Annotated in this window: 15 protein-coding genes and 1 other RNA gene; 9 read left to right on the top strand and 7 right to left on the bottom strand. The window is 62.4% G+C overall.

Annotated elements, in window-relative coordinates; genetic code table 11:
- Window positions 1-90 precede the first annotated feature (90 nt).
- Window positions 91-1,491 (bottom strand): CCA tRNA nucleotidyltransferase, encoded by a 1,401-nt coding sequence (locus ACOYJL_RS09735; protein WP_433570037.1) that lies wholly within the window; start codon window positions 1,489-1,491, stop codon window positions 91-93.
- A gap of 112 nt (window positions 1,492-1,603) precedes the next feature.
- Between ACOYJL_RS09735 and ACOYJL_RS09730 the strand changes: the two genes are divergently transcribed.
- From ACOYJL_RS09730 to ACOYJL_RS09720, 3 genes are all read left to right on the top strand, one after another.
- Entirely contained in the window at window positions 1,604-2,965 is a 1,362-nt protein-coding gene (locus ACOYJL_RS09730) for an aminopeptidase C (RefSeq protein ID WP_433570036.1), read from the top strand.
- Between the two features lie 72 nt (window positions 2,966-3,037).
- On the top strand, window positions 3,038-4,513 hold the full coding sequence (locus ACOYJL_RS09725) for an aminopeptidase C (RefSeq protein WP_433570035.1): 1,476 nt from the start codon (window positions 3,038-3,040) through the stop codon (window positions 4,511-4,513).
- Between the two features lie 24 nt (window positions 4,514-4,537).
- The gene (locus ACOYJL_RS09720; protein WP_433570034.1) at window positions 4,538-5,164 is read left to right on the top strand and encodes an HAD family hydrolase; all 627 of its coding nucleotides are present in this window, start codon (window positions 4,538-4,540) and stop codon (window positions 5,162-5,164) included.
- Window positions 5,165-5,241: 77 nt separating this feature from the next.
- On the opposite strand, the gene ACOYJL_RS09715 is transcribed toward ACOYJL_RS09720, so the two are convergent.
- Window positions 5,242-5,889, bottom strand: coding sequence for an IMPACT family protein (locus tag ACOYJL_RS09715; protein WP_433570033.1), 648 nt, complete (start codon window positions 5,887-5,889; stop codon window positions 5,242-5,244).
- A 78-nt stretch (window positions 5,890-5,967) separates the two neighbouring features.
- On the opposite strand from ACOYJL_RS09715, the gene rnpB reads away from it, so the two are divergent.
- An RNA gene (rnpB, locus tag ACOYJL_RS09710) (RNase P RNA component class A) lies at window positions 5,968-6,327 on the top strand.
- A 293-nt stretch (window positions 6,328-6,620) separates the two neighbouring features.
- On the opposite strand, the gene ACOYJL_RS09705 is transcribed toward rnpB, so the two are convergent.
- Window positions 6,621-7,586 (bottom strand): hypothetical protein, encoded by a 966-nt coding sequence (locus tag ACOYJL_RS09705; protein WP_433570032.1) that lies wholly within the window; start codon window positions 7,584-7,586, stop codon window positions 6,621-6,623.
- 191 nt (window positions 7,587-7,777) lie between these two features.
- The gene (locus ACOYJL_RS09700; RefSeq protein ID WP_433570031.1) at window positions 7,778-8,437 is read right to left on the bottom strand and encodes a GDSL-type esterase/lipase family protein; all 660 of its coding nucleotides are present in this window, start codon (window positions 8,435-8,437) and stop codon (window positions 7,778-7,780) included.
- Between the two features lie 236 nt (window positions 8,438-8,673).
- Here ACOYJL_RS09700 and ACOYJL_RS09695 point away from each other — a divergent pair, with 236 nt between their 5' ends.
- Genes ACOYJL_RS09695 through ACOYJL_RS09680 form a run of 4 tightly spaced genes read left to right on the top strand, consistent with a single transcriptional unit; the run spans window position 8,674 to window position 11,688 of the window.
- On the top strand, window positions 8,674-9,732 hold the full coding sequence (locus ACOYJL_RS09695) for an alpha/beta hydrolase (protein WP_433570030.1): 1,059 nt from the start codon (window positions 8,674-8,676) through the stop codon (window positions 9,730-9,732).
- A 17-nt stretch (window positions 9,733-9,749) separates the two neighbouring features.
- Window positions 9,750-10,262 (top strand): formyltransferase family protein, encoded by a 513-nt coding sequence (locus ACOYJL_RS09690; protein WP_433570029.1) that lies wholly within the window; start codon window positions 9,750-9,752, stop codon window positions 10,260-10,262.
- A 17-nt stretch (window positions 10,263-10,279) separates the two neighbouring features.
- Window positions 10,280-11,386, top strand: coding sequence for an alpha/beta hydrolase (locus ACOYJL_RS09685; protein WP_433570028.1), 1,107 nt, complete (start codon window positions 10,280-10,282; stop codon window positions 11,384-11,386).
- 44 nt (window positions 11,387-11,430) lie between these two features.
- Window positions 11,431-11,688 (top strand): hypothetical protein, encoded by a 258-nt coding sequence (locus ACOYJL_RS09680; RefSeq protein ID WP_433570027.1) that lies wholly within the window; start codon window positions 11,431-11,433, stop codon window positions 11,686-11,688.
- 169 nt (window positions 11,689-11,857) lie between these two features.
- Here the strand turns inward: ACOYJL_RS09680 and ACOYJL_RS09675 are convergent, their stop codons facing one another.
- Window positions 11,858-12,259, bottom strand: coding sequence for a hypothetical protein (locus ACOYJL_RS09675; RefSeq protein ID WP_433570026.1), 402 nt, complete (start codon window positions 12,257-12,259; stop codon window positions 11,858-11,860).
- Window positions 12,260-12,338: 79 nt separating this feature from the next.
- Window positions 12,339-13,403 carry an alpha/beta hydrolase gene (locus tag ACOYJL_RS09670; protein ID WP_433570025.1) on the bottom strand — a complete coding sequence of 355 codons (1,065 nt, stop codon included), beginning with the start codon at window positions 13,401-13,403 and terminating at the stop codon, window positions 12,339-12,341.
- 194 nt (window positions 13,404-13,597) lie between these two features.
- On the opposite strand from ACOYJL_RS09670, the gene ACOYJL_RS09665 reads away from it, so the two are divergent.
- Complete coding sequence (locus ACOYJL_RS09665) at window positions 13,598-15,169, top strand: PucR family transcriptional regulator (protein WP_433570024.1); 1,572 nt, start codon at window positions 13,598-13,600, stop codon at window positions 15,167-15,169.
- 93 nt (window positions 15,170-15,262) lie between these two features.
- On the opposite strand, the gene ACOYJL_RS09660 is transcribed toward ACOYJL_RS09665, so the two are convergent.
- On the bottom strand, window positions 15,263-16,537 hold the full coding sequence (locus tag ACOYJL_RS09660) for an MFS transporter (RefSeq protein ID WP_433570023.1): 1,275 nt from the start codon (window positions 16,535-16,537) through the stop codon (window positions 15,263-15,265).
- Between the last annotated feature and the right edge of the window lie 137 nt (window positions 16,538-16,674).

Below are 16,674 nucleotides of genomic sequence, written 5' to 3'. Positions count from 1 at the left end.
CTATACGGGAAACCGCCGCTGGATGCAAGCGTCATTTTGGGATTTTTTCCCATGGCCGCTTCTTCACAACTTGCGGCCATCCGCCTTCCCTCACGACCTTTCGCGCAGCCGAGCAAGAAGGGCACCCTTCTCGTTAGGCACCTTCCCTGCGACCACGTCGTCGAGAAGCCCCCGCAGCGCCTCCCCCACGGCGGGGCCTGGCTTGACGCCCGCCTCGCGCATCACGTCGCAGCCGCTCACGGCAAGGTCCTTCACGCGAAACGTCGCGCCCTGTGCGAGCTCCGCCCGAAGAGCCAGCTCAAACGCATCAACCTGCGCAAGGCGCTCCGCCTCTGGGACCCCCTTGGCAAGCAGGTCGGCACGCATGAGGTCGAGCAGCTCGAACGCCAGCTGAGGCGCCTCCCCCGGGCACAGCCGCTCGATGGCGGCAAGAAGCCTGCGCACCGAGCGCGGAGACGCCGAGAGCTCGCGGTCATGGAGCGTTATCAGCGCGGACGCACGCGCGCACTCGCCCTTCGGAATAGCCAGCCGTTCCATTACGCGGCGCGCCGTCTTTGCGCTCTCGGTGGGATGGCCCAGGTAGTGCCAAGCGCCGTCCTCGCCTTCGGTCGCGCAGCTGGGCTTCTCGACGTCGTGGAAGAGCGCCGCCCACCGAAGCGCCTGCGCCGCGCAGCCGCCCGTGAACTCCTCGACGCCCTCGCAGGTCCGAGCCGTATGCTCCAACAGGTCAAACTCGTGATGCGGGTTTCGCTGGTCGAATCCCCGTAGGGGCGCCAGCTCGGGTACCGCGCGCGCCAGCACGTCGAACTCCGACCGCAGCGCCCATGCGGCGTGCCCGGACTTCAGGATTCCATCCATCTCCTGCCCCACGCGCTCTCGGGCAATCAGGTCAAGCTCTGGCGCGCACGCCACGAGCGCCTGCTGCGTGGCGGGCTCGATCGCAAAGCACATCCTGCACGCAAAGCGCACCGCTCGCAGAATCCGCAGCGCGTCCTCGCCAAAGCGCTCCGTGGGGTTGCCGACCGCGCGAATGACGCCCTGCTCAAGGTCGCGCCGGCCGCCAAAGGGATCGAGAAGCCCGCGCTCGGGGTGCCAGGCCATGGCGTTAACCGTAAAGTCGCGGCGCGCAAGGTCTTCTCGCACGTCGGTCACGAAGCGGACCTCGTCGGGGTGGCGCATGTCGGAATAGGATCCCTCCACGCGATAGGTGGTGGTCTCGATGGGGTCGCCGTCCACGACGGCAGTCACCGTGCCGTGCTTTGCGCCCGTCTCGTGGACCTCGATGCCCGCGGCGCGCAGCACGCTCTCGGTCTTCTGCCACGGCGCAGAGGTGGTCACGTCCACGTCATGCCCGTCATGGCCAAGCAGCCCGTCGCGAACCCAGCCGCCAACCGCCCAGGCCTCGTAGCCCGCGGCCTCAAGCGTCGAGATGACGGTCCAGGCAGACTTGGGAAGCCGGCCAACAAGGCGCTGCTCCGAGATGGTGTTCATGCTCTTCTCCCCTGCTCTTCTTGCTGGCGCGATTCTATCACGGGCTGGCCACGCGCCCCGTGATATGCTCAAATGCGTATGACTGTCCGCTCCGAGGCAAGGAGGATTGACCATGGACGAGATGAAAAGCGTCACCGCCGACGACATCGCCGCGGCGCGCGAGGACTTCTTCTCCGAGCGCGCAAACGTCGTCGCAAAGAACGCCGTGAGCGCAAACGGAATCCGCAAGGCCGCGCGCGTGCCCGAGGGCGTCGCCGCAAACGCTATGACTTTTGATATCGACCTCGATAACGGCGAGCGCTGCAACCAAGAGCACTCCGGCCGCTGCTGGATGTTCGCGAGCCTGAACACCATGCGCTTCCGCACCATCAAGAAGTACAACCTCAAGACCTTCGAGCTCTCGCAGGCCTACCCGCTGTTCTGGGACAAGGTCGAGAAGAGCAACTGGCTGCTCGAGAACATCCTCGACACCCTGGACGAGCCGCTCGACGGCCGCCTGATGGCCTTTTTGCTCGCCGACCCCGTCGGCGACGGCGGCCAGTGGGACATGTTCCGCAGCCTCGTGAAGAAGTACGGCGTGGTCCCCAAGGAGGCCATGCCCGAGACCGCCTGCTCGCGCAACACCAGCGGGATGGACAGCTACCTCACGCGCTACCTGCGCGGCGCCGCCAAGCGCCTGCGCGAGACGCACGAGGCGGGCTCCTCGCTCGAGGACCTTCGCGAGATGAAAAAGGAAATGATGGGCGACGTGTACCACCTGCTAGTCACCTGCCTGGGCGAGCCGCCCGCGAAGTTCCCCGTGCGCCTGCGCGACAAGGACGGCAAGGTCGTGCTCTCCGGCACCTACACTCCCCAGGAGTTCTTCGACGTCGCGGTGGGGATGAGACTCGACGACTACGTCTCGCTGATCAGCGCGCCGACCGCCGACAAGCCCTTCGGTCACACTTACACCGTGAGCCGCCTTGGCAACGTGGTGGAGGACGGCGGCGTGCGCTACCTCAACCTTCCGCCCGACGAGCTCAAGCGCGTGGCCGTGGCGCAGCTGAAGGACGGCCTGCCCGTGTGGTTTGGCTGCGATGTCGACCAGTCGTACCTGCACGAAGAGGGCATCATGGACACCGCCGCGCTGGACGTGGACGGGCTTTTTGGCTTCCCCATCGAGGGCAGCATGAACAAGGCGGAGCGCCTGGACTACGGCGAGAGCGTCATGACCCACGCGATGGTCTTCGAGGGCGTGCGCTTTGACGACGACGGCAAGCCGGCGCTCTGGAAGGTCGAGAACTCCTGGGGCGAGGACCATGGCCGCAAGGGCTTCGACACGCTGACCGACGCATGGTTTGACGAGTACGTCTACCAGGTGGTTGTTGACAAGAAGTACCTGACCGACGATGAGCGCCGCGCCTACGAGACCGAGGAGCCCAAGGTTCTGGCCCCGTGGGACCCCATGGGCACGCTGGCACGCGTTCGCGGGTAGGAACGCGGCCTCGCGGCACGCGGCCTTGCGGCGACACCAAAGGAACAACGAAAGGGAATCGGGAGAGTTTTGATGAGCGACAATACGACAATTGATCCCAGCTGGGCCGCCGAGAAGGGCAAGTCCTTCTCGGCAGACCGCGCCAATCGCGTTGCGCGCAATGCCGTGACCAGCATGAACGTGATGGCTGCCGCCCGCGACGTCTCGCGCATGCGCACCTACCACGACACCTATGGCGTCATGCTCGCGCACACCGGCAACGTCACCAACCAGCGCCAGTCCGGTCGCTGCTGGATGTTCTCGTCGTTCAACGTGGCGCGCGCGGCAACGATCAAGCTGCTGGACGTCGACAACTTTGAGTTCTCGCAGGCCTTCGGCATGTTCTATGACAAGCTGGAGAAGGCAAACTCCATGCTTGAGAACGTGATAGCGCTTGCCGACCGCCCTGAGGACGACCGCGAGCTGTTAGAGGTCCTCGACTACGGCGTGGGCGACGGCGGGTACTGGTGCTTTGCCATGAACCTGATCTCTAAGTGGGGCCTGGTGCCCAAGGACGTGATGCCCGAGACCGCCTGCAGCAAGAACTCCTCCGAGATGGACGCCCAGCTTGAGCGCCTGACGCGTCGCGCCGCGTGCCAGATCCGCCACGCGGCGGCCGCCGGAGAGAGCAAGGACAAGCTGCGCGCAATCAAGGACAAGGCGATGGCCGACGTCTACCAGCTTTTGTCCGTGTGCCTGGGCGAGCCCCCCGCGACGTTTGACCTTGAGGTCAAGGTGGGCAAGAACGCCAAGGTAGACGCCTCAAAGCTGACCCCAATCCTGCCCGAGGAGGGTGCTGACGACGCCAAGGAGGGCGACAAGAAGGACGACGACAAGAAGCCTGCGATGCTCTTGCGCGATGCCGGCATCACCCCGCGCGAGTTCGCGGAGCGCTACGTGCCTTTTGACCCCGCCAACTACGTCGACCTGGTGTACATGCCCGGAGGCAACCGCGTCTTTGGCACCAGCTACCACGTGAAGGTGACCGACTCCGTGAAGGGCGGCCGGCCCAACAAGTTCCTGAACGAGCCCCAGGACGTGCTTGAGGCGGCAGCCGTCGCCAGCCTGAAGGCGGGCGTGCCCGTCTCGATGAGCTGCGACGTCATGCAGGAGTACCCGCGCCACATCGACGACTTCCCGGGCGTGCTTGCCACCGACGGCGTCGACCTTGAGGGCCTCTTTGGCGTCGGGCTCAAGATGAGCCGCGAGGACATGCTCGAGGTGCGCGAGACCTCCCTCACCCACGCGATGACCTTCCAGGGCGTCGAGCTCGACGGCGACGGCAAGCCCGTCGCCTGGCGCGTGGAGAACAGCTGGGGCAAGGACGCCTGCAAGGACGGCTACCTCTACATGAGCGCCGACTGGTTCCGCGTCTATGGCGGCGAGGTCGTCGTGCGCCGCGAGTTCGTGCCCGCCGAGGTGCTGCGCGACTGGGACGAGGGACCTGTCGTGGACGTAGAGCCCTGGGACGGCATCGCGGCCGGCCTTGGCATCAACAGGCGCGACTAGAGCGTGGCAGCGAAGGGAGACCGCATGTCCGAGTTCAGCAAGCCGCAGGTAGGAAATGTCGTCTTCGACATGGGCGGGGTGCTCATGGTGTTTGACGGCATGATCTTGGCACGCAACTTCACCGACAACGAGCAGGACGCGCAGGCGCTCAACCAGGCGTTCTTCTCGAACCCCTCATGGCCGCTGCTGGACGCCGGCGTGATCAGCGAGCAGACCATGGAGCGCATGGCCGCCGTGCGCCTGCCCGAGCGACTGTGGCCCAACCTCCACGAGTGCCTGCTGCACTGGCACGAGCACAAGCCGGTGATTGCAGAGACAAACGAGCTTGTGCGTCGCCTGCACGAGGCCGGCTACGGCTGCTACGTGCTCTCCAACGCAGGCTTCAGGTTCTGGCGCGAGAAGGATTACATCCCCTGCTTCAAGTACATGGACGGGTGGGTTGTCTCGGCCTTCGAGCACATCATGAAGCCCGACCCCAGAATCTACCAGACGCTGTGCGAGCGCTATGCGCTTGACCCCGCGACCTGCGTCTTTGTGGACGACAACCCCGACAACGTGCGCGGTGCCGAGGTTGCCGGTATGAAGGGGTACTACTTTGAGGGCGCAGCCGGGCTTGAGCAGCACCTCAAGGGGCTGGGGCTCAAGTTCTAGTATCACTTTTTTATGTATGGCAAGAGGGGCGCGGCTGGTCCAGCCGCGCCCCTCTCTTTTGTTTGGTTCCCAGCACGCTAGAACTGACCGAAGCGAGGCTCCCCCACCTTGCAAAGGTTCTCGCCATTGGCGAACTCGGTGAGCGCCGAGACGAAGGCCTCCTCTTCGCCTGCCTTGAACGAGCAGGTTAGCTGGACGTCCTCGGCAAAGACGGTGTCGCGCACGTGGCCTCCCGCCTGGGCGACCATGTGCTGGACGCGGTCGAACGCGGAATATGGAATCTGGCAAACGACGGGAGTGACCAGCATCATCTCTACCACGTTGCCATTGTCTTCTGCATCTGCCACCGCTGCTTGCGTTGCAGCCGTGTAGGCGCGAACGAGACCTCCCGGACCAAGAAGCGTTCCGCCAAAGTAGCGCGTGACCACGCAGCAGACGTCAGCAAGACCTGCGCCGCGCAGAACGTCCAAGGTTGGCATGCCCGCCGTGCGACTGGGCTCCCCGTCATCCGAGCAGCGCTCGCGACCGTCTGACAGAATCCAAGCCGGCACGTTATGGCGCGCGTCGTGATGGCGGGCGCGGACCTTTTCAATGAACTCTTCCGCCTCGCGTTCGCTTTCGACGTGGGCAAGCTGGGCGATGAAGCGGCTCCGACGATCCTCGAACTCTCCCACCGCTTCGATGCCTGCCGCTAGCGTCTTGTAACCCTGCCGGCTTTGGTCCATGCGTCCTCCCGTCTGCCAATGTGGCAATTGTAGCCGCTTCGTGCAGACGGTTGCGGCGTGGTAGAATCTTCCCTCGCGAAGCGGGCCCAGGCGACCGCGGGCTCCGGCTTGTCCGGAGCATGAGGAAAGTCCGGGCTCCATAGGGCAGGAAGCTGGCTAACGGCCAGGCGGGGTGACCCGACGGAAAGCGCCGCAGAAAAGAAGACTCCCGCTGCCCGCCTTGGCGGGTGAGAGAAAAGCTGAAACGGTGGTGTAAGAGACCACCAGCGTCGTGGCAACACGGCGGCTTGGTAAGCCCCTTCCGGAGCAAACGCAAATAGGAGCGCCATGGTGTGGCCCGCACTGCGCTCGGGTTGCGCGCTAGAGGGCGCCGGCGACGGCGTCAGTAGATAAATGGTCGTCCAACGACAGAACCCGGCTTATCGGGCCCGCTTCGCACTCTATCTTGAGCGCTTGCTCGCGCTTTTCGCTTCCATCTCGCCTGCTCCGAACCTTCAGAGCGACCTTCCCTCCCACCCGCTGCAGAAAATCTTCGGTTGTAGGTCTTTTTACTGACACCCCTCGAGTACGAAGAGGGTAACTTTTTATAAATCCGCAGGTAGATAAATGCTACCTTCAAGGTGATACTAAGCCCACCTGCAATAAAAGACCTACAACCGAAGATTTTCTGCAGGGGCTTCCGGAACCGCCGGCAATTTGCCTGCCAACAACCCCTCACGATTGCAGAATCATCAAAAAAGGCGAAACTCTTTGTCTGTGAACCGGAGATAGAGCTCTTCCTGGGCAGCCCTCTGCCTCTCATTGAACGAATGGTGCCTCAGACCAAAGTTTCTCTCTACAAGCCACCAAAACGTATTGAACATTTCAAACGTTCGCATCTGTCCCCAGGTTGCCGACACCACCTTAACCCCAGCGGCTTCGATAACGTTTCTCCTGGCAAACGTATGGTCGCTACGAAACTTGCCCGTATGGTACTCATTGCTGTCGTACTCAAGGTCGCCCTTGACCTTGGCAAAGAACAAATCCCCGTACAGGCTGTCCGTGCCTGCAAGCTTCAGAAGCTCATCTGGCACGGCGATCCTCTGGTTTGCAATGACGGGCGGCATCGACCTTCCCCCTAGAAGCGGCGGCAACGAACACGAGAGAGCCAACAGCACCTCCATTGGCGAAGCGGTATTTGGCACCACGTACTTCAACGCCCGTCGGGCCGTCTTGATGCCATAAGCTCCGGGCACCTTATCTAGGTAGTTCGAAATCTCCTTGGGAGTCACCAGGGGTTCTCTTGACCCCACATATCCCCGCCCGTCTTCGCCAATCGAGAACCCACTGCACAGATAGCTACCAATTATCGCGGCGTCAACCACGCTTGAGTCCTGAGCCATGAGCAGATAGGTCAGCTCCGGCGACGCCACAGCAGTCGAGCCTGCCAGCTCGCAAAACGACCCCATTGGCAGCCGCGCCTTCAGCACGCGAGCGGACACCTCGCTCGATTTTCGAAGCCGAGCCTGGCACGCAACCAAGACGCTCAGCGGACGGCGCTCTGAAAAATCGAAAGGCAAAGGGGCCGCCTCGAGGTCCCTAAGGCTTGCGGTGCCATCAGCAATATTGGCAAGCGGCAGGCGGTCCGGGACGCACTCGTCCCCTCTCTTTGTCAGCCAATAGCGAAGTGCCGATTCGTGCCCCAGGTAGATGCCCATGCCGCCCCTCCCCCATGTGGAGGACAAGGCTAGCAGAGGGACCTCGCGGGAAACTCCCCACCATCTTTCGGCACCCTATCGCAAGTCTTTCAGAGCCAGACAGATCGCCAGCTTGGGTCCCAAGCGCCAATTCCGACCCATCGGAAAACGTCAGGCGAGGCAGCCGAAATCAACACAAAGGCGCGCGGCGCCTAGCGCAATAGCGCGCGCACTATGGGCACGAGCGCGTCGGCCAGCCGCCGGTTGCCCTCCTGGTCGAGGTGCATCGCGTCAGGCTGCGCTCCGTGAGCAACCGTCGCGGCGTCAAAGAAGGCGCACCCAGAAGCCTCGCAAAGCGGCTGCAGGCATCCCGCAATCCGCTTTGACTCGCGCACGCTCGCGTCGCTCAAGGCCGAGACGAAGGCCGGGTCGTCAACCGTATCGAAGTCGCCCAGCGCGGGCGGGCTCACCACCAGCATCTTCGCGTCAGGGGCAAGCCTCCTCTCGTGCGCCACGACCTCCATGACGGACGCGGCGATGTCCTCAGCGCTGCGATGGTAGGAGTCCTTGAGGTCGTTCGACCCAAGCATCGTGATGATCAGATCAAGCGGCAGCTGGCTCAGCACGCAGGCGTCAACGTAGTCGATGGCGGCACCAAACGGCATCAGCGGATCGCGCACGCAGGTTGTTCGACCGGGCAGCCCCTCCTCAATCACCTGGCACCCAACGGCCTCGGAGACAAGCGACGTCCACCGCACGCCCCACGGCCAGCGCCTGCCCATCCCCGCAGGCACATACCCCCACGTTAGCGAGTCGCCAAAGCACAGTACGCGAGCCTTGTCATTTTTTCCAATCTTGCGCGGGTCGCCCATTGCTCCATCCCTCAATCCGACCTCATTTCGTCGCTACTATATGCGAAATATCTGGCGGCCGCGCCCGCACATGCCTCCCGTCCGTCGACTCTGTCAGATTGAACAATTTGCCCGCAAAGCTCTGTTCTTCGGTACCTATCGCGCAGCCCCATGCCCTCCCTAAACTCCAAGCAGCAGCGTAGAAAAGGCTTTCACCCAAGCGGAGAAGGCACGAGAAGAGTTGCAAAGGAGCAAAGATGAGCATCTTCAAGCAGAAGCCCCGCGTCATCGACTGCCGTGACCCCAAGTGGGCGCACCCCGAGGACGTCCCCAACTGGAACAAGGAAATGGAAGACGACGTCTTCGGCTACTACGACGACCCCAACATGTCGATGGAGGAGAAGCGCGAGCATGAGCGCCAGTTCCTCGCATCTATGCCCACCCCGCAGCTCGGTGACGACGTCCCCGTCAAGGTGAGCGTCTACGACGTCCCTGGCTGCCCCGAGGAGCCCGACACCCCTGCCCAGTGCGTCGTCATCCGCCCGAACGACGTGACCTCAAAGAAGGCCCCGGTCATCTTCAACATCCCCGGCGGCGGCATGTACGTGTGCGTGCGTAGCGACGCCGAGTGCGCCGACTACGCGATGCGCCACCATTGCGTGACCGTCCAGCCGCTCTACCGCACCGCGCTGCAGGGCCAGTACCCTGCCGCCCTGAACGACGTCCATGCTTCCTACGCCTGGATGGTCGACAACGCCGAGACGCTGGGCATCGACCCTGACCGCGTGGTCATCATGGGGCTCTCCTCCGGGGCGCATCTCGCCACTTGCCTGCCGTTCCGCATCATGCCGCTTGGCTACAGCCCGCGCGGCATAGTCGCCGTCATGCCCATGTGCGACGACCGCGGCATCACGATGAGCTCCCGCATGACCCCCGGCATGTCCAACTATCGCGAGGCCCACAAGATGTTCCGCCGCTATCTGGGCGACAGGAACCTCGCCTACTCCGTGCTCTCCCCCGAGGCCTTCGCCAACCAGGCAACCGTCGACGACTGCATCGGCTATCCGCCCATCTACTTCCATGTGGCCGAGTTCGACACCGAGCGCGACGGTGCCCTGCTCTTTGCCAACAAGGTCCTGCAGGCGCAGTCCTTCTGCGAGATCCACGAGTGGGGCGGCATCAACCATGTGGCCGTCAACTACACCGGCCAGCCCATGGACGTGATCGACCACCTGAACGAGGTCGTCAACTGGAACCTCGACAACCTGATCAAGTACGACCTGCGGCGCCCGTGGGTCTATGAGGACGAACAGTAGAGGCTAGGGAGAAGAACATGGCATTCAAGGTTTACGTATATGGCCCGACTGACGAGGTCATGGTCCACAAGGTGCTGCGCTACCTCAACAAGCGCGAGGACGTGGAGGTCGTCGACAAGCGCGAGGACGCCGACGTCGCCGTGGCGCCGCTCCTGCGCAAGTTCCTCAGCCAGGAGGAAATCGACATGCCCAAGTACGGCACGCTGATCTTCCACCCGTCGCTGCTCCCGCGCCATCGTGGCAACGACGCCATCAACTGGGCCTTCCATCTGAACGAGCCCTACACCGGCGCCACTTGGTTCTGGTGCGCGGACGGGGTAGACGCCGGCCCAATCTGCGAGCAGGAGGTCCTCGCCATCGAGCCGGACATGGGACCCGCGAAGTTCTACCAGAAGAAGGTCATCCCCAGCTGCGTGAAGATGCTCGGCTGGATCATCGACGACCTTGAGCGCGGCTACGTCCATGCCCGCCCGCAGGACGAATCCAACGCAACCCTCGAGAAGAAGCTCAAGGTCCCCGTCAAGGAGTAAGGAGGCGCTCATCACCGATGTCACTCAAGAAGCCAACTGTCGAGCAGTACCACACTAACGACCTCAACAACCGTGACGACGCGCGCTGGAGCCATCCTGAGCTCGTCAACCTCTGGGGCGCGGGCAATGCCGACGCCGTCAACATGTGCCTTGACCCCAAAGCCGACGTCGAGAAGCGCCGCAAGCGCCTGAAGAAGCTGACCGACCAGTCCGCCCAGCTCATGGCCCAGTTTGGCTATGACCCCTTCAAGGGCACCGACTTCATGGAGGAGGGCCAGGGCTTTGGCCACCTCGAGGAGTTCGAGTGCCCCGGCTCGCCCGAGGACCCGAACCAGACGCACCACGTCTACGCCGTGATCCCCGACAAGAAAAAGAAGCATCGCCCGGTCATCTTCTTCATCATGGGCGGCTGCTTCTTCATGCAGGACCCGCGCCTGTACCCGCAGCTTCTGCGCTGGGGCAAGAAGTTTGACGCCGTCGTCGTCTCGCCGAAGTACTCGACGCTGCTCGACGGCAGCTACCCCCTGCAGATCAACGAGTGCCACGCCGCCTACCAGTGGATGATCGACAACGCCGACATGCTTGGCGTCGACGCCGACCGCTGCGTGGTCTTTGGCCTTTCCACTGGCGCGCAGCTCGCTGCGTCGCTCGCCTTCCGCCTGAAGCGCTACGGCATCACTCCGCGCGGCTGCGTGCTCTGCGACCCCATGATCGACGACCGCGGCAGCTACCCGTCAAGCCGGCTTGTGAAGTCGAGCTCTGACGCGCGCCTGGCGCATGCCATGTACACCGCCTATGTGGGCGCCGAGAACGTTGGCCTCGACTATCTGGGCCCGGAGGCCTTCGCCAACCACGCGACCGTCGATGAGTGCCGCGGCCTCTGCCCGATGTTCGTGAACGCCGGAGAATCCGACCAAGACCGCGACCCTGCCATCGAGTTCGCAAGCAAGTGCCTGCAGGCAAACGTCTTCACGACGCTGCACATCTGGGGCGGAGCCGGTCACGCCACGCTCTTCAACTCCAGCGAGGGCAGCCTCTCAGAGCGCTTCTACGCGGAGGTCTTTGGCGCAATCTCTGACTGCCTCACCTATGACCTGCGCCGCCCCTGGACCGTGGAGCAGTAGCGGCAGGCAAAAAACAGCCAACCAATAAACGAGAGGAGCCAACAATGGCAACCAAGGAAGAGGTCACCGACGCGATCATCAATGCTGTCGCCGACACTTACGAGAAGGATCCCTCCGAGATCACGCGCGAGACAACCTTTGCCGAGCTAGGGGTCGCGTCGCTCAAATGCGTCTCGATCTGCGTCCTGGGCGGCGAGAACCTCGACCTCGACGACGACATCGAGTTCGACGTCATTGCCAAGAGCCCAACGGTAGGCGAAGCCATCGACAACACCTACGCCTGGCTCGAGAAGCAGGAGTAGCACCTCGAAAGCAACTACCCCACGAACGCAGATCCGCCCCGCACAATCTAGCGTGCGGGGCGGATCTTGTTGCGGCTGAGACGCTCTCATCGAGAAATGCCATCGCAAAAAGAGGCCCGACGACCAGAGCGCTGGTCGCCGGGCAAATGTCCCAATACGCGGCGGATGCTTACGCCTCGAAGGCGCCGGCGTCCTCAAGGTCCTCGCCGTACTCGTCGGAGTAGTACGAGACGAACGCGGAGGCCGCCTCCTCGCTGCCGGCAACAGCGCCAACGCGGATCTCGTCGGTGATGTTCAAGGATTTCTTGCTGGACTGCAGGTACTTCACGACATCGACCAGCGCATCGTTGTCAGAGGCCGCGGGCAGCGCCACAACCACCTTGTTCTCGACGGCCCAGGCGCCCAGGGCGGCCTCGTCGGGAACGGGGCTTCCCAGCACGATCTCGACCGGGCGAGGATTGACCTTGACCTCAACCATCGAGGGCGGAGAAGGGATGAACGTCTTCTTCGTATCGCTAGGAGGATCGACGAGCGTTACCTTCTCGTTCCTTATGACTTCGTAGTCAGCCATGCTGGCTCCTTTCTTGATGCGGCTCCAAGCCGCTGAACATTGTTAGCAACCTGCTCGGCATGCTCGCATGGCGCAGGACCTACTTCTCGTCGGAATACACCCAGGGGCGACGCAGGTCGCACCTGAAGCACGTGGCAATGTTGCGGTCAATCGTTTCGTTCATCTCGTCAAGGGGCGGGCAGGGCTCGCCGGAGAAGTTCTTGTTGCAGTGGGACAGACCGCCCCAGAGGTGGAACTCTGCGAAGGAGCGCGCCTTCTCGACCTTCTGCACAAACTGGATTGCCGGGTCGCGGCAAGTATCGAACTCGGTGGTGTGCATGAACAGCGGAGGATAGCCAATGCAGTCGTCGACGCTCGCGTGGTTCGCATAGGCCTCTGGCAGCACGAGGGCGGGGTTAAAGCCTTCGGGCATCCAGCGCACGGCGCTCTTGTGCTCCTCGATCTCGTTGGAGAGGCCTGGGAACATGTGCTCGGACTCGGTGGCGCAACGCACGTCGAGCACCGGCAGCACAGAAACGACGCCCCTTGGGCTGAACCCGTAGCGCATGATGCGGAACGGAAGCGACGCCGAGAGCTGGCCTCCCGTGGACGAGCCGTGAAGCACGACGTTGTCGGGGTCGGCTTTGAGCTCGTCGGCATGGTCGGACACCCAAGCGTAGACCGCGTGGCAGTCGTTCACCGAGGCGGGGTACTTCCCCTGCAGCGCTGTGCGGTAAATCGGTACCACGACAATGCACCCGAACTTCACGGCCCAACGCGCGCAGTCGGGGTCATTGATGCACACAGAGTACATGCCGCCGCCCGGGATCTCAAAGAGCACGGGGTTGCGCTTTCCCTTCAATCCGGCAGGCGTATAGACGCGCGCCTTGCAGGGCGTGTCAGGCTCCTCGGGGCAGCCGGGGACATCGTATTCGGTAAGGCTCACGTCAAGGTCGTCGGGGATGCCAAAGACGTTCACCTGGTCGGCAAGGACCTTCTCGGCGGCAAGCTTCTCCTCATAGGTCATCGAGTCATCCTCGTAGTAGCCGTATGGGTCAGGCTGCGAGGGGTCGAACGCCGGGAGGTATGCAAATCGCGCCTCCGGATGACCCCACTTGTTGTCTCGAAAGTCTAGCTCCTTGGGTTGCTGATGAAAGATGCTCATGGCTTTTCCTCCCCTTTCACGATTCCGATTTCTACTGTGCTCAAGCCGTTACGGGCTTGGATTCCGAGAGTTCTTGCGGAAACGCTTGTATGGATTAATAATTAGAATACGTTGAGTTTTCGCAGTTACCTCTGTATGTACGCGAAAATCGCTCAGCCTAATTTGTTCGATTTGACAACAGGCAGGTCGTGACCATGAGGGACATCGTCAGTCTTGGTTTGGTAATGATTTCGGCGCATCTCGGGGACTTTGGGGCAACGCTGCGCATGAACAATCGAGACCAGCAAGACGTCCATGAGCTGCGCCGCCTAAGCGACCCCACGCGCGAGCCAGTTGCTGGCATCCTGTATCTCGCACGCGCGAGCGAGCTTTCCCACTATCCCGCGGCGCTTCACAAGCCAGCAAACTTCCTCATCGTCTGCGACGACCCGCTCGACTTCGACACGCATCTCGGAAGCATGGCAAACGCAATCCTCGTCCCCGGAGACGCGGACGAGGACGCGCTCAGAACGTCCGCCGAGGCCTGCATCCGCGGCATGGCACGCGCTGCTAAGGTCGCCCCGCGCCTTCTCGACGTGATTCTTGCCAACGGGCGTCCCCACGATGCCCTGCTCGTTGTGGCCAAGGCCCTGGACTGCGCCGTTGCGCTCTATGACACGCACATGGACGGCATAGACTTCAGCGACAAGGACTACTGGGAGCAGATGATGGTGAAGGTGTCGAGGACAAGCGGCACCCACCCGCCCCTCGCAAAGAGCGTCTACACCGAGACCTTCTCGGACCTCACGTCGAGCTATCACTACCCAATCCTCGTTGAAATGGGCGATGACACGTTCCACCTCTCGTGGGCTTCGTTCTTCGTGAAGGTCGACAACGTGCCGCTGTATCTGTTTGGGGCGCTTGAGAAGGAGCGTCCGCTCTCAGAGGAGGACCTCCCGCTGATTGCCTACGCCTGCGAGGTGCTCGGGACCCTGCAGAAAAAGCTCCAGCCAAGCGACGAGCGCGAGGTCACCTTCTCCCTCGTGAACCGCCTTCTCGACAGCAGCGAGGACGACCCTTCGCTGCTCTTTGACATAGAGCGAGCGATGGGCTCCCGTGTGGGCACGGACAGCCACGTCATCGTTGTCGCCAACCCCACGCTCGACCATCCCTACCTCTATCTCACCAAAATTCAATCCATCGTCCGTCTGGCGCTTCCCGGCACCTTCAACTTCCTCCGGGGGACAAGGGTGGTCATAGTTCTCAAGCACGAATCCGAGATGGAAGAGATAAGGCAGGTCATAGAGACGGCCACGGAAAGCACCGAGAAGAAGGGCTGGCATGCCGCCGTTTCGCTCTCCTTCGACAGCGTCGAGGGGCTCAAGCTTGCCTACCGCCAGGCCGAGCACGCGATGAGCTACGGCGTGAGGCTCAAGCCGGGCGACGCCCTCTACGACTACAGAAACTACCTCATCTACGACTTCCTCGAGGACGTCTCGCACCACACGAGGCTGCGCGACTACGTGCTGCCCGTCTGGACGCAGATCAAAGACTACGACCGCCAGCACGACACCGAGTACGGAGCCACCCTGGCCACTTATCTGCGCTACTCAAAGGACATCAACCGCACAGCCGAAATCCTCTTTGTGCACCGGAACACCGTGCGCTATCGGCTCGAGCGCATCTCTGAGCTCTTCGGCGTCGACCTCGAAGACGACACGACAAGCGCCAACCTCGTGCTTTCAAATGAAATCTCTTACTTTTGCGAGAGGCAGCACGATCAATAGGGCAAAGAGAGCCGCGCGAGACCCATGAAGCAGGGCGCCGCCCCGAAAGATGGGGGCGGCGCCGAGAAGGGCTTATACACGCATGGGCTCGCGCTATTTTGCGCTGGCTGCAGCCCCGGGATGCTCAGCAACGTAGCGCTTGTCGCGCTCGCGGATGTCAGCAGCGACCTTGTCGGACAAGAGCGCGTTCACGATCACGATGGTCAGCGCGAAGCACACCGCGCACGCAAGCACAATCGGGACGTAGCTTCCCGCAGAGGCCGCCGCGAGCGCGGAGGCAACAGGAGCGGCGAACATGCCGCCGAGCGACGAGGCCGTGGTGCCCCAGCCAATGAGCGTAGGGGCCTTGCTCGTGCCAAAGAGCTTCGGCATAACGATGCTGCTGAAATAGGAGCCGATGTTGCACACCTGGAAGAGCACCGCGAAGACGATCATGCCAACGAAGCCCGCGAAGAGCCCTATGCAGAAGCACAGGCAGTCGACGCAGCCAACGGCAGCCATGAGGGTGATGGTCTTCTTGGGACCGATGGAGTCGCTCAGGCTACCGAAGACTGGGACGATGACAGCGCCAGCAATGGAACCAGCAGAGACGCCGAACGCCGCGTCGATGGCGGTGTTGCCCATCGACTGGTAGATAAGCGAGGCGTTGCTCGTGACCATCGTGAGGACAAAGGTCAGCGTCAGAGGGACGAGCAGCGCGAGCCACAGGCTCGGAATCTTGACGATCTGGCTGTTGGGCATGGCCAGCTCAAACTGGGAGGCGGACTGCTGGGCGGCACCGTCAGAGGCGCTCTCAGGGGACTTGCCCTCCAAGACGATGGGCGTGGTCCCGTAGTCAGCAGGGGCCTTGATGGCGAATATCGCGTTGATGATCAGCGCGAGCCCGCTCAGGACGATGGCGCTGCCCCCCAGCGCCACCGAGTAGCCAAAGTTGGCATTGAGCGTAGCAAGGATGGGCGAGAACACCGCGGTGCCGATGAGCTGAGGAATCGCCGAGAACGTGACGAGCTTGCCGGTGTTGCCCGTAAACCATTGCGTGATGAAGATCTGCAGCACGATTCCGCAGCCGAAGAGCATCGCAAGGCCGCCGATGAAGCCGCAGACCCACACGACGTAGATATTGCTTGTCGTAGCCATCAGCACGTAGGCAACGATATTCAGGACGTCGCCGAGGATGATCGTGCCACGCGTTCCAATCCTTGCGATGACGGCGCCGATGTTTGCGGCCATGATGATCTGCGCAAGCGCAAAGAACGTGAAGAAGAATGCCGCCTGGGTGGTATCGGTTCCGCATTGCGTCGCGATGTCGCCAAGCATAACGACGCCGACGATGCCGAAGCTGCACAAGAACATCGAGCTGATGGACATCGCAACGACCGAGTGAACTGGCTGAGATCCTTCGACACGAACGAGCGTTGGCTAGCGAAAGCCCATGCCTGATGGTGTCCCTATCGTAGTCCTTCTCATCTAGGCTGCCCTCTGGTTGATGCCTGTGTAGTACCAGT

The sequence above is a fragment of the Tractidigestivibacter sp. genome (assembly GCF_050946515.1).
GTDB lineage: Bacteria > Actinomycetota > Coriobacteriia > Coriobacteriales > Atopobiaceae > Tractidigestivibacter.
The sequence above is the reverse complement of the archived record's forward strand: the minus strand, read 5'-3'. Positions and strand labels throughout refer to the sequence as shown.

What these genes read in the sequence shown, in the direction of transcription:
- ACOYJL_RS09690 (WP_433570029.1), top strand. Translation starts at nt 9,750, where the DNA reads ATGGCATTCAAGGTTTACGTATATGGCCCGACTGACGAGGTCATGGTC.
- ACOYJL_RS09715 (WP_433570033.1), bottom strand. Translation starts at nt 5,889, where the DNA reads ATGGACCAAAGCCGGCAGGGTTACAAGACGCTAGCGGCAGGCATCGAA.
- ACOYJL_RS09675 (WP_433570026.1), bottom strand. Translation starts at nt 12,259, where the DNA reads ATGGCTGACTACGAAGTCATAAGGAACGAGAAGGTAACGCTCGTCGAT.
- ACOYJL_RS09700 (WP_433570031.1), bottom strand. Translation starts at nt 8,437, where the DNA reads ATGGGCGACCCGCGCAAGATTGGAAAAAATGACAAGGCTCGCGTACTG.
- ACOYJL_RS09670 (WP_433570025.1), bottom strand. Translation starts at nt 13,403, where the DNA reads ATGAGCATCTTTCATCAGCAACCCAAGGAGCTAGACTTTCGAGACAAC.
- ACOYJL_RS09730 (WP_433570036.1), top strand. Translation starts at nt 1,604, where the DNA reads ATGGACGAGATGAAAAGCGTCACCGCCGACGACATCGCCGCGGCGCGC.
- ACOYJL_RS09665 (WP_433570024.1), top strand. Translation starts at nt 13,598, where the DNA reads ATGAGGGACATCGTCAGTCTTGGTTTGGTAATGATTTCGGCGCATCTC.
- ACOYJL_RS09735 (WP_433570037.1), bottom strand. Translation starts at nt 1,491, where the DNA reads ATGAACACCATCTCGGAGCAGCGCCTTGTTGGCCGGCTTCCCAAGTCT.
- ACOYJL_RS09720 (WP_433570034.1), top strand. Translation starts at nt 4,538, where the DNA reads ATGTCCGAGTTCAGCAAGCCGCAGGTAGGAAATGTCGTCTTCGACATG.
- ACOYJL_RS09685 (WP_433570028.1), top strand. Translation starts at nt 10,280, where the DNA reads ATGTCACTCAAGAAGCCAACTGTCGAGCAGTACCACACTAACGACCTC.
- ACOYJL_RS09725 (WP_433570035.1), top strand. Translation starts at nt 3,038, where the DNA reads ATGAGCGACAATACGACAATTGATCCCAGCTGGGCCGCCGAGAAGGGC.
- ACOYJL_RS09660 (WP_433570023.1), bottom strand. Translation starts at nt 16,537, where the DNA reads ATGTCCATCAGCTCGATGTTCTTGTGCAGCTTCGGCATCGTCGGCGTC.
- ACOYJL_RS09705 (WP_433570032.1), bottom strand. Translation starts at nt 7,586, where the DNA reads ATGGGCATCTACCTGGGGCACGAATCGGCACTTCGCTATTGGCTGACA.
- ACOYJL_RS09680 (WP_433570027.1), top strand. Translation starts at nt 11,431, where the DNA reads ATGGCAACCAAGGAAGAGGTCACCGACGCGATCATCAATGCTGTCGCC.
- ACOYJL_RS09695 (WP_433570030.1), top strand. Translation starts at nt 8,674, where the DNA reads ATGAGCATCTTCAAGCAGAAGCCCCGCGTCATCGACTGCCGTGACCCC.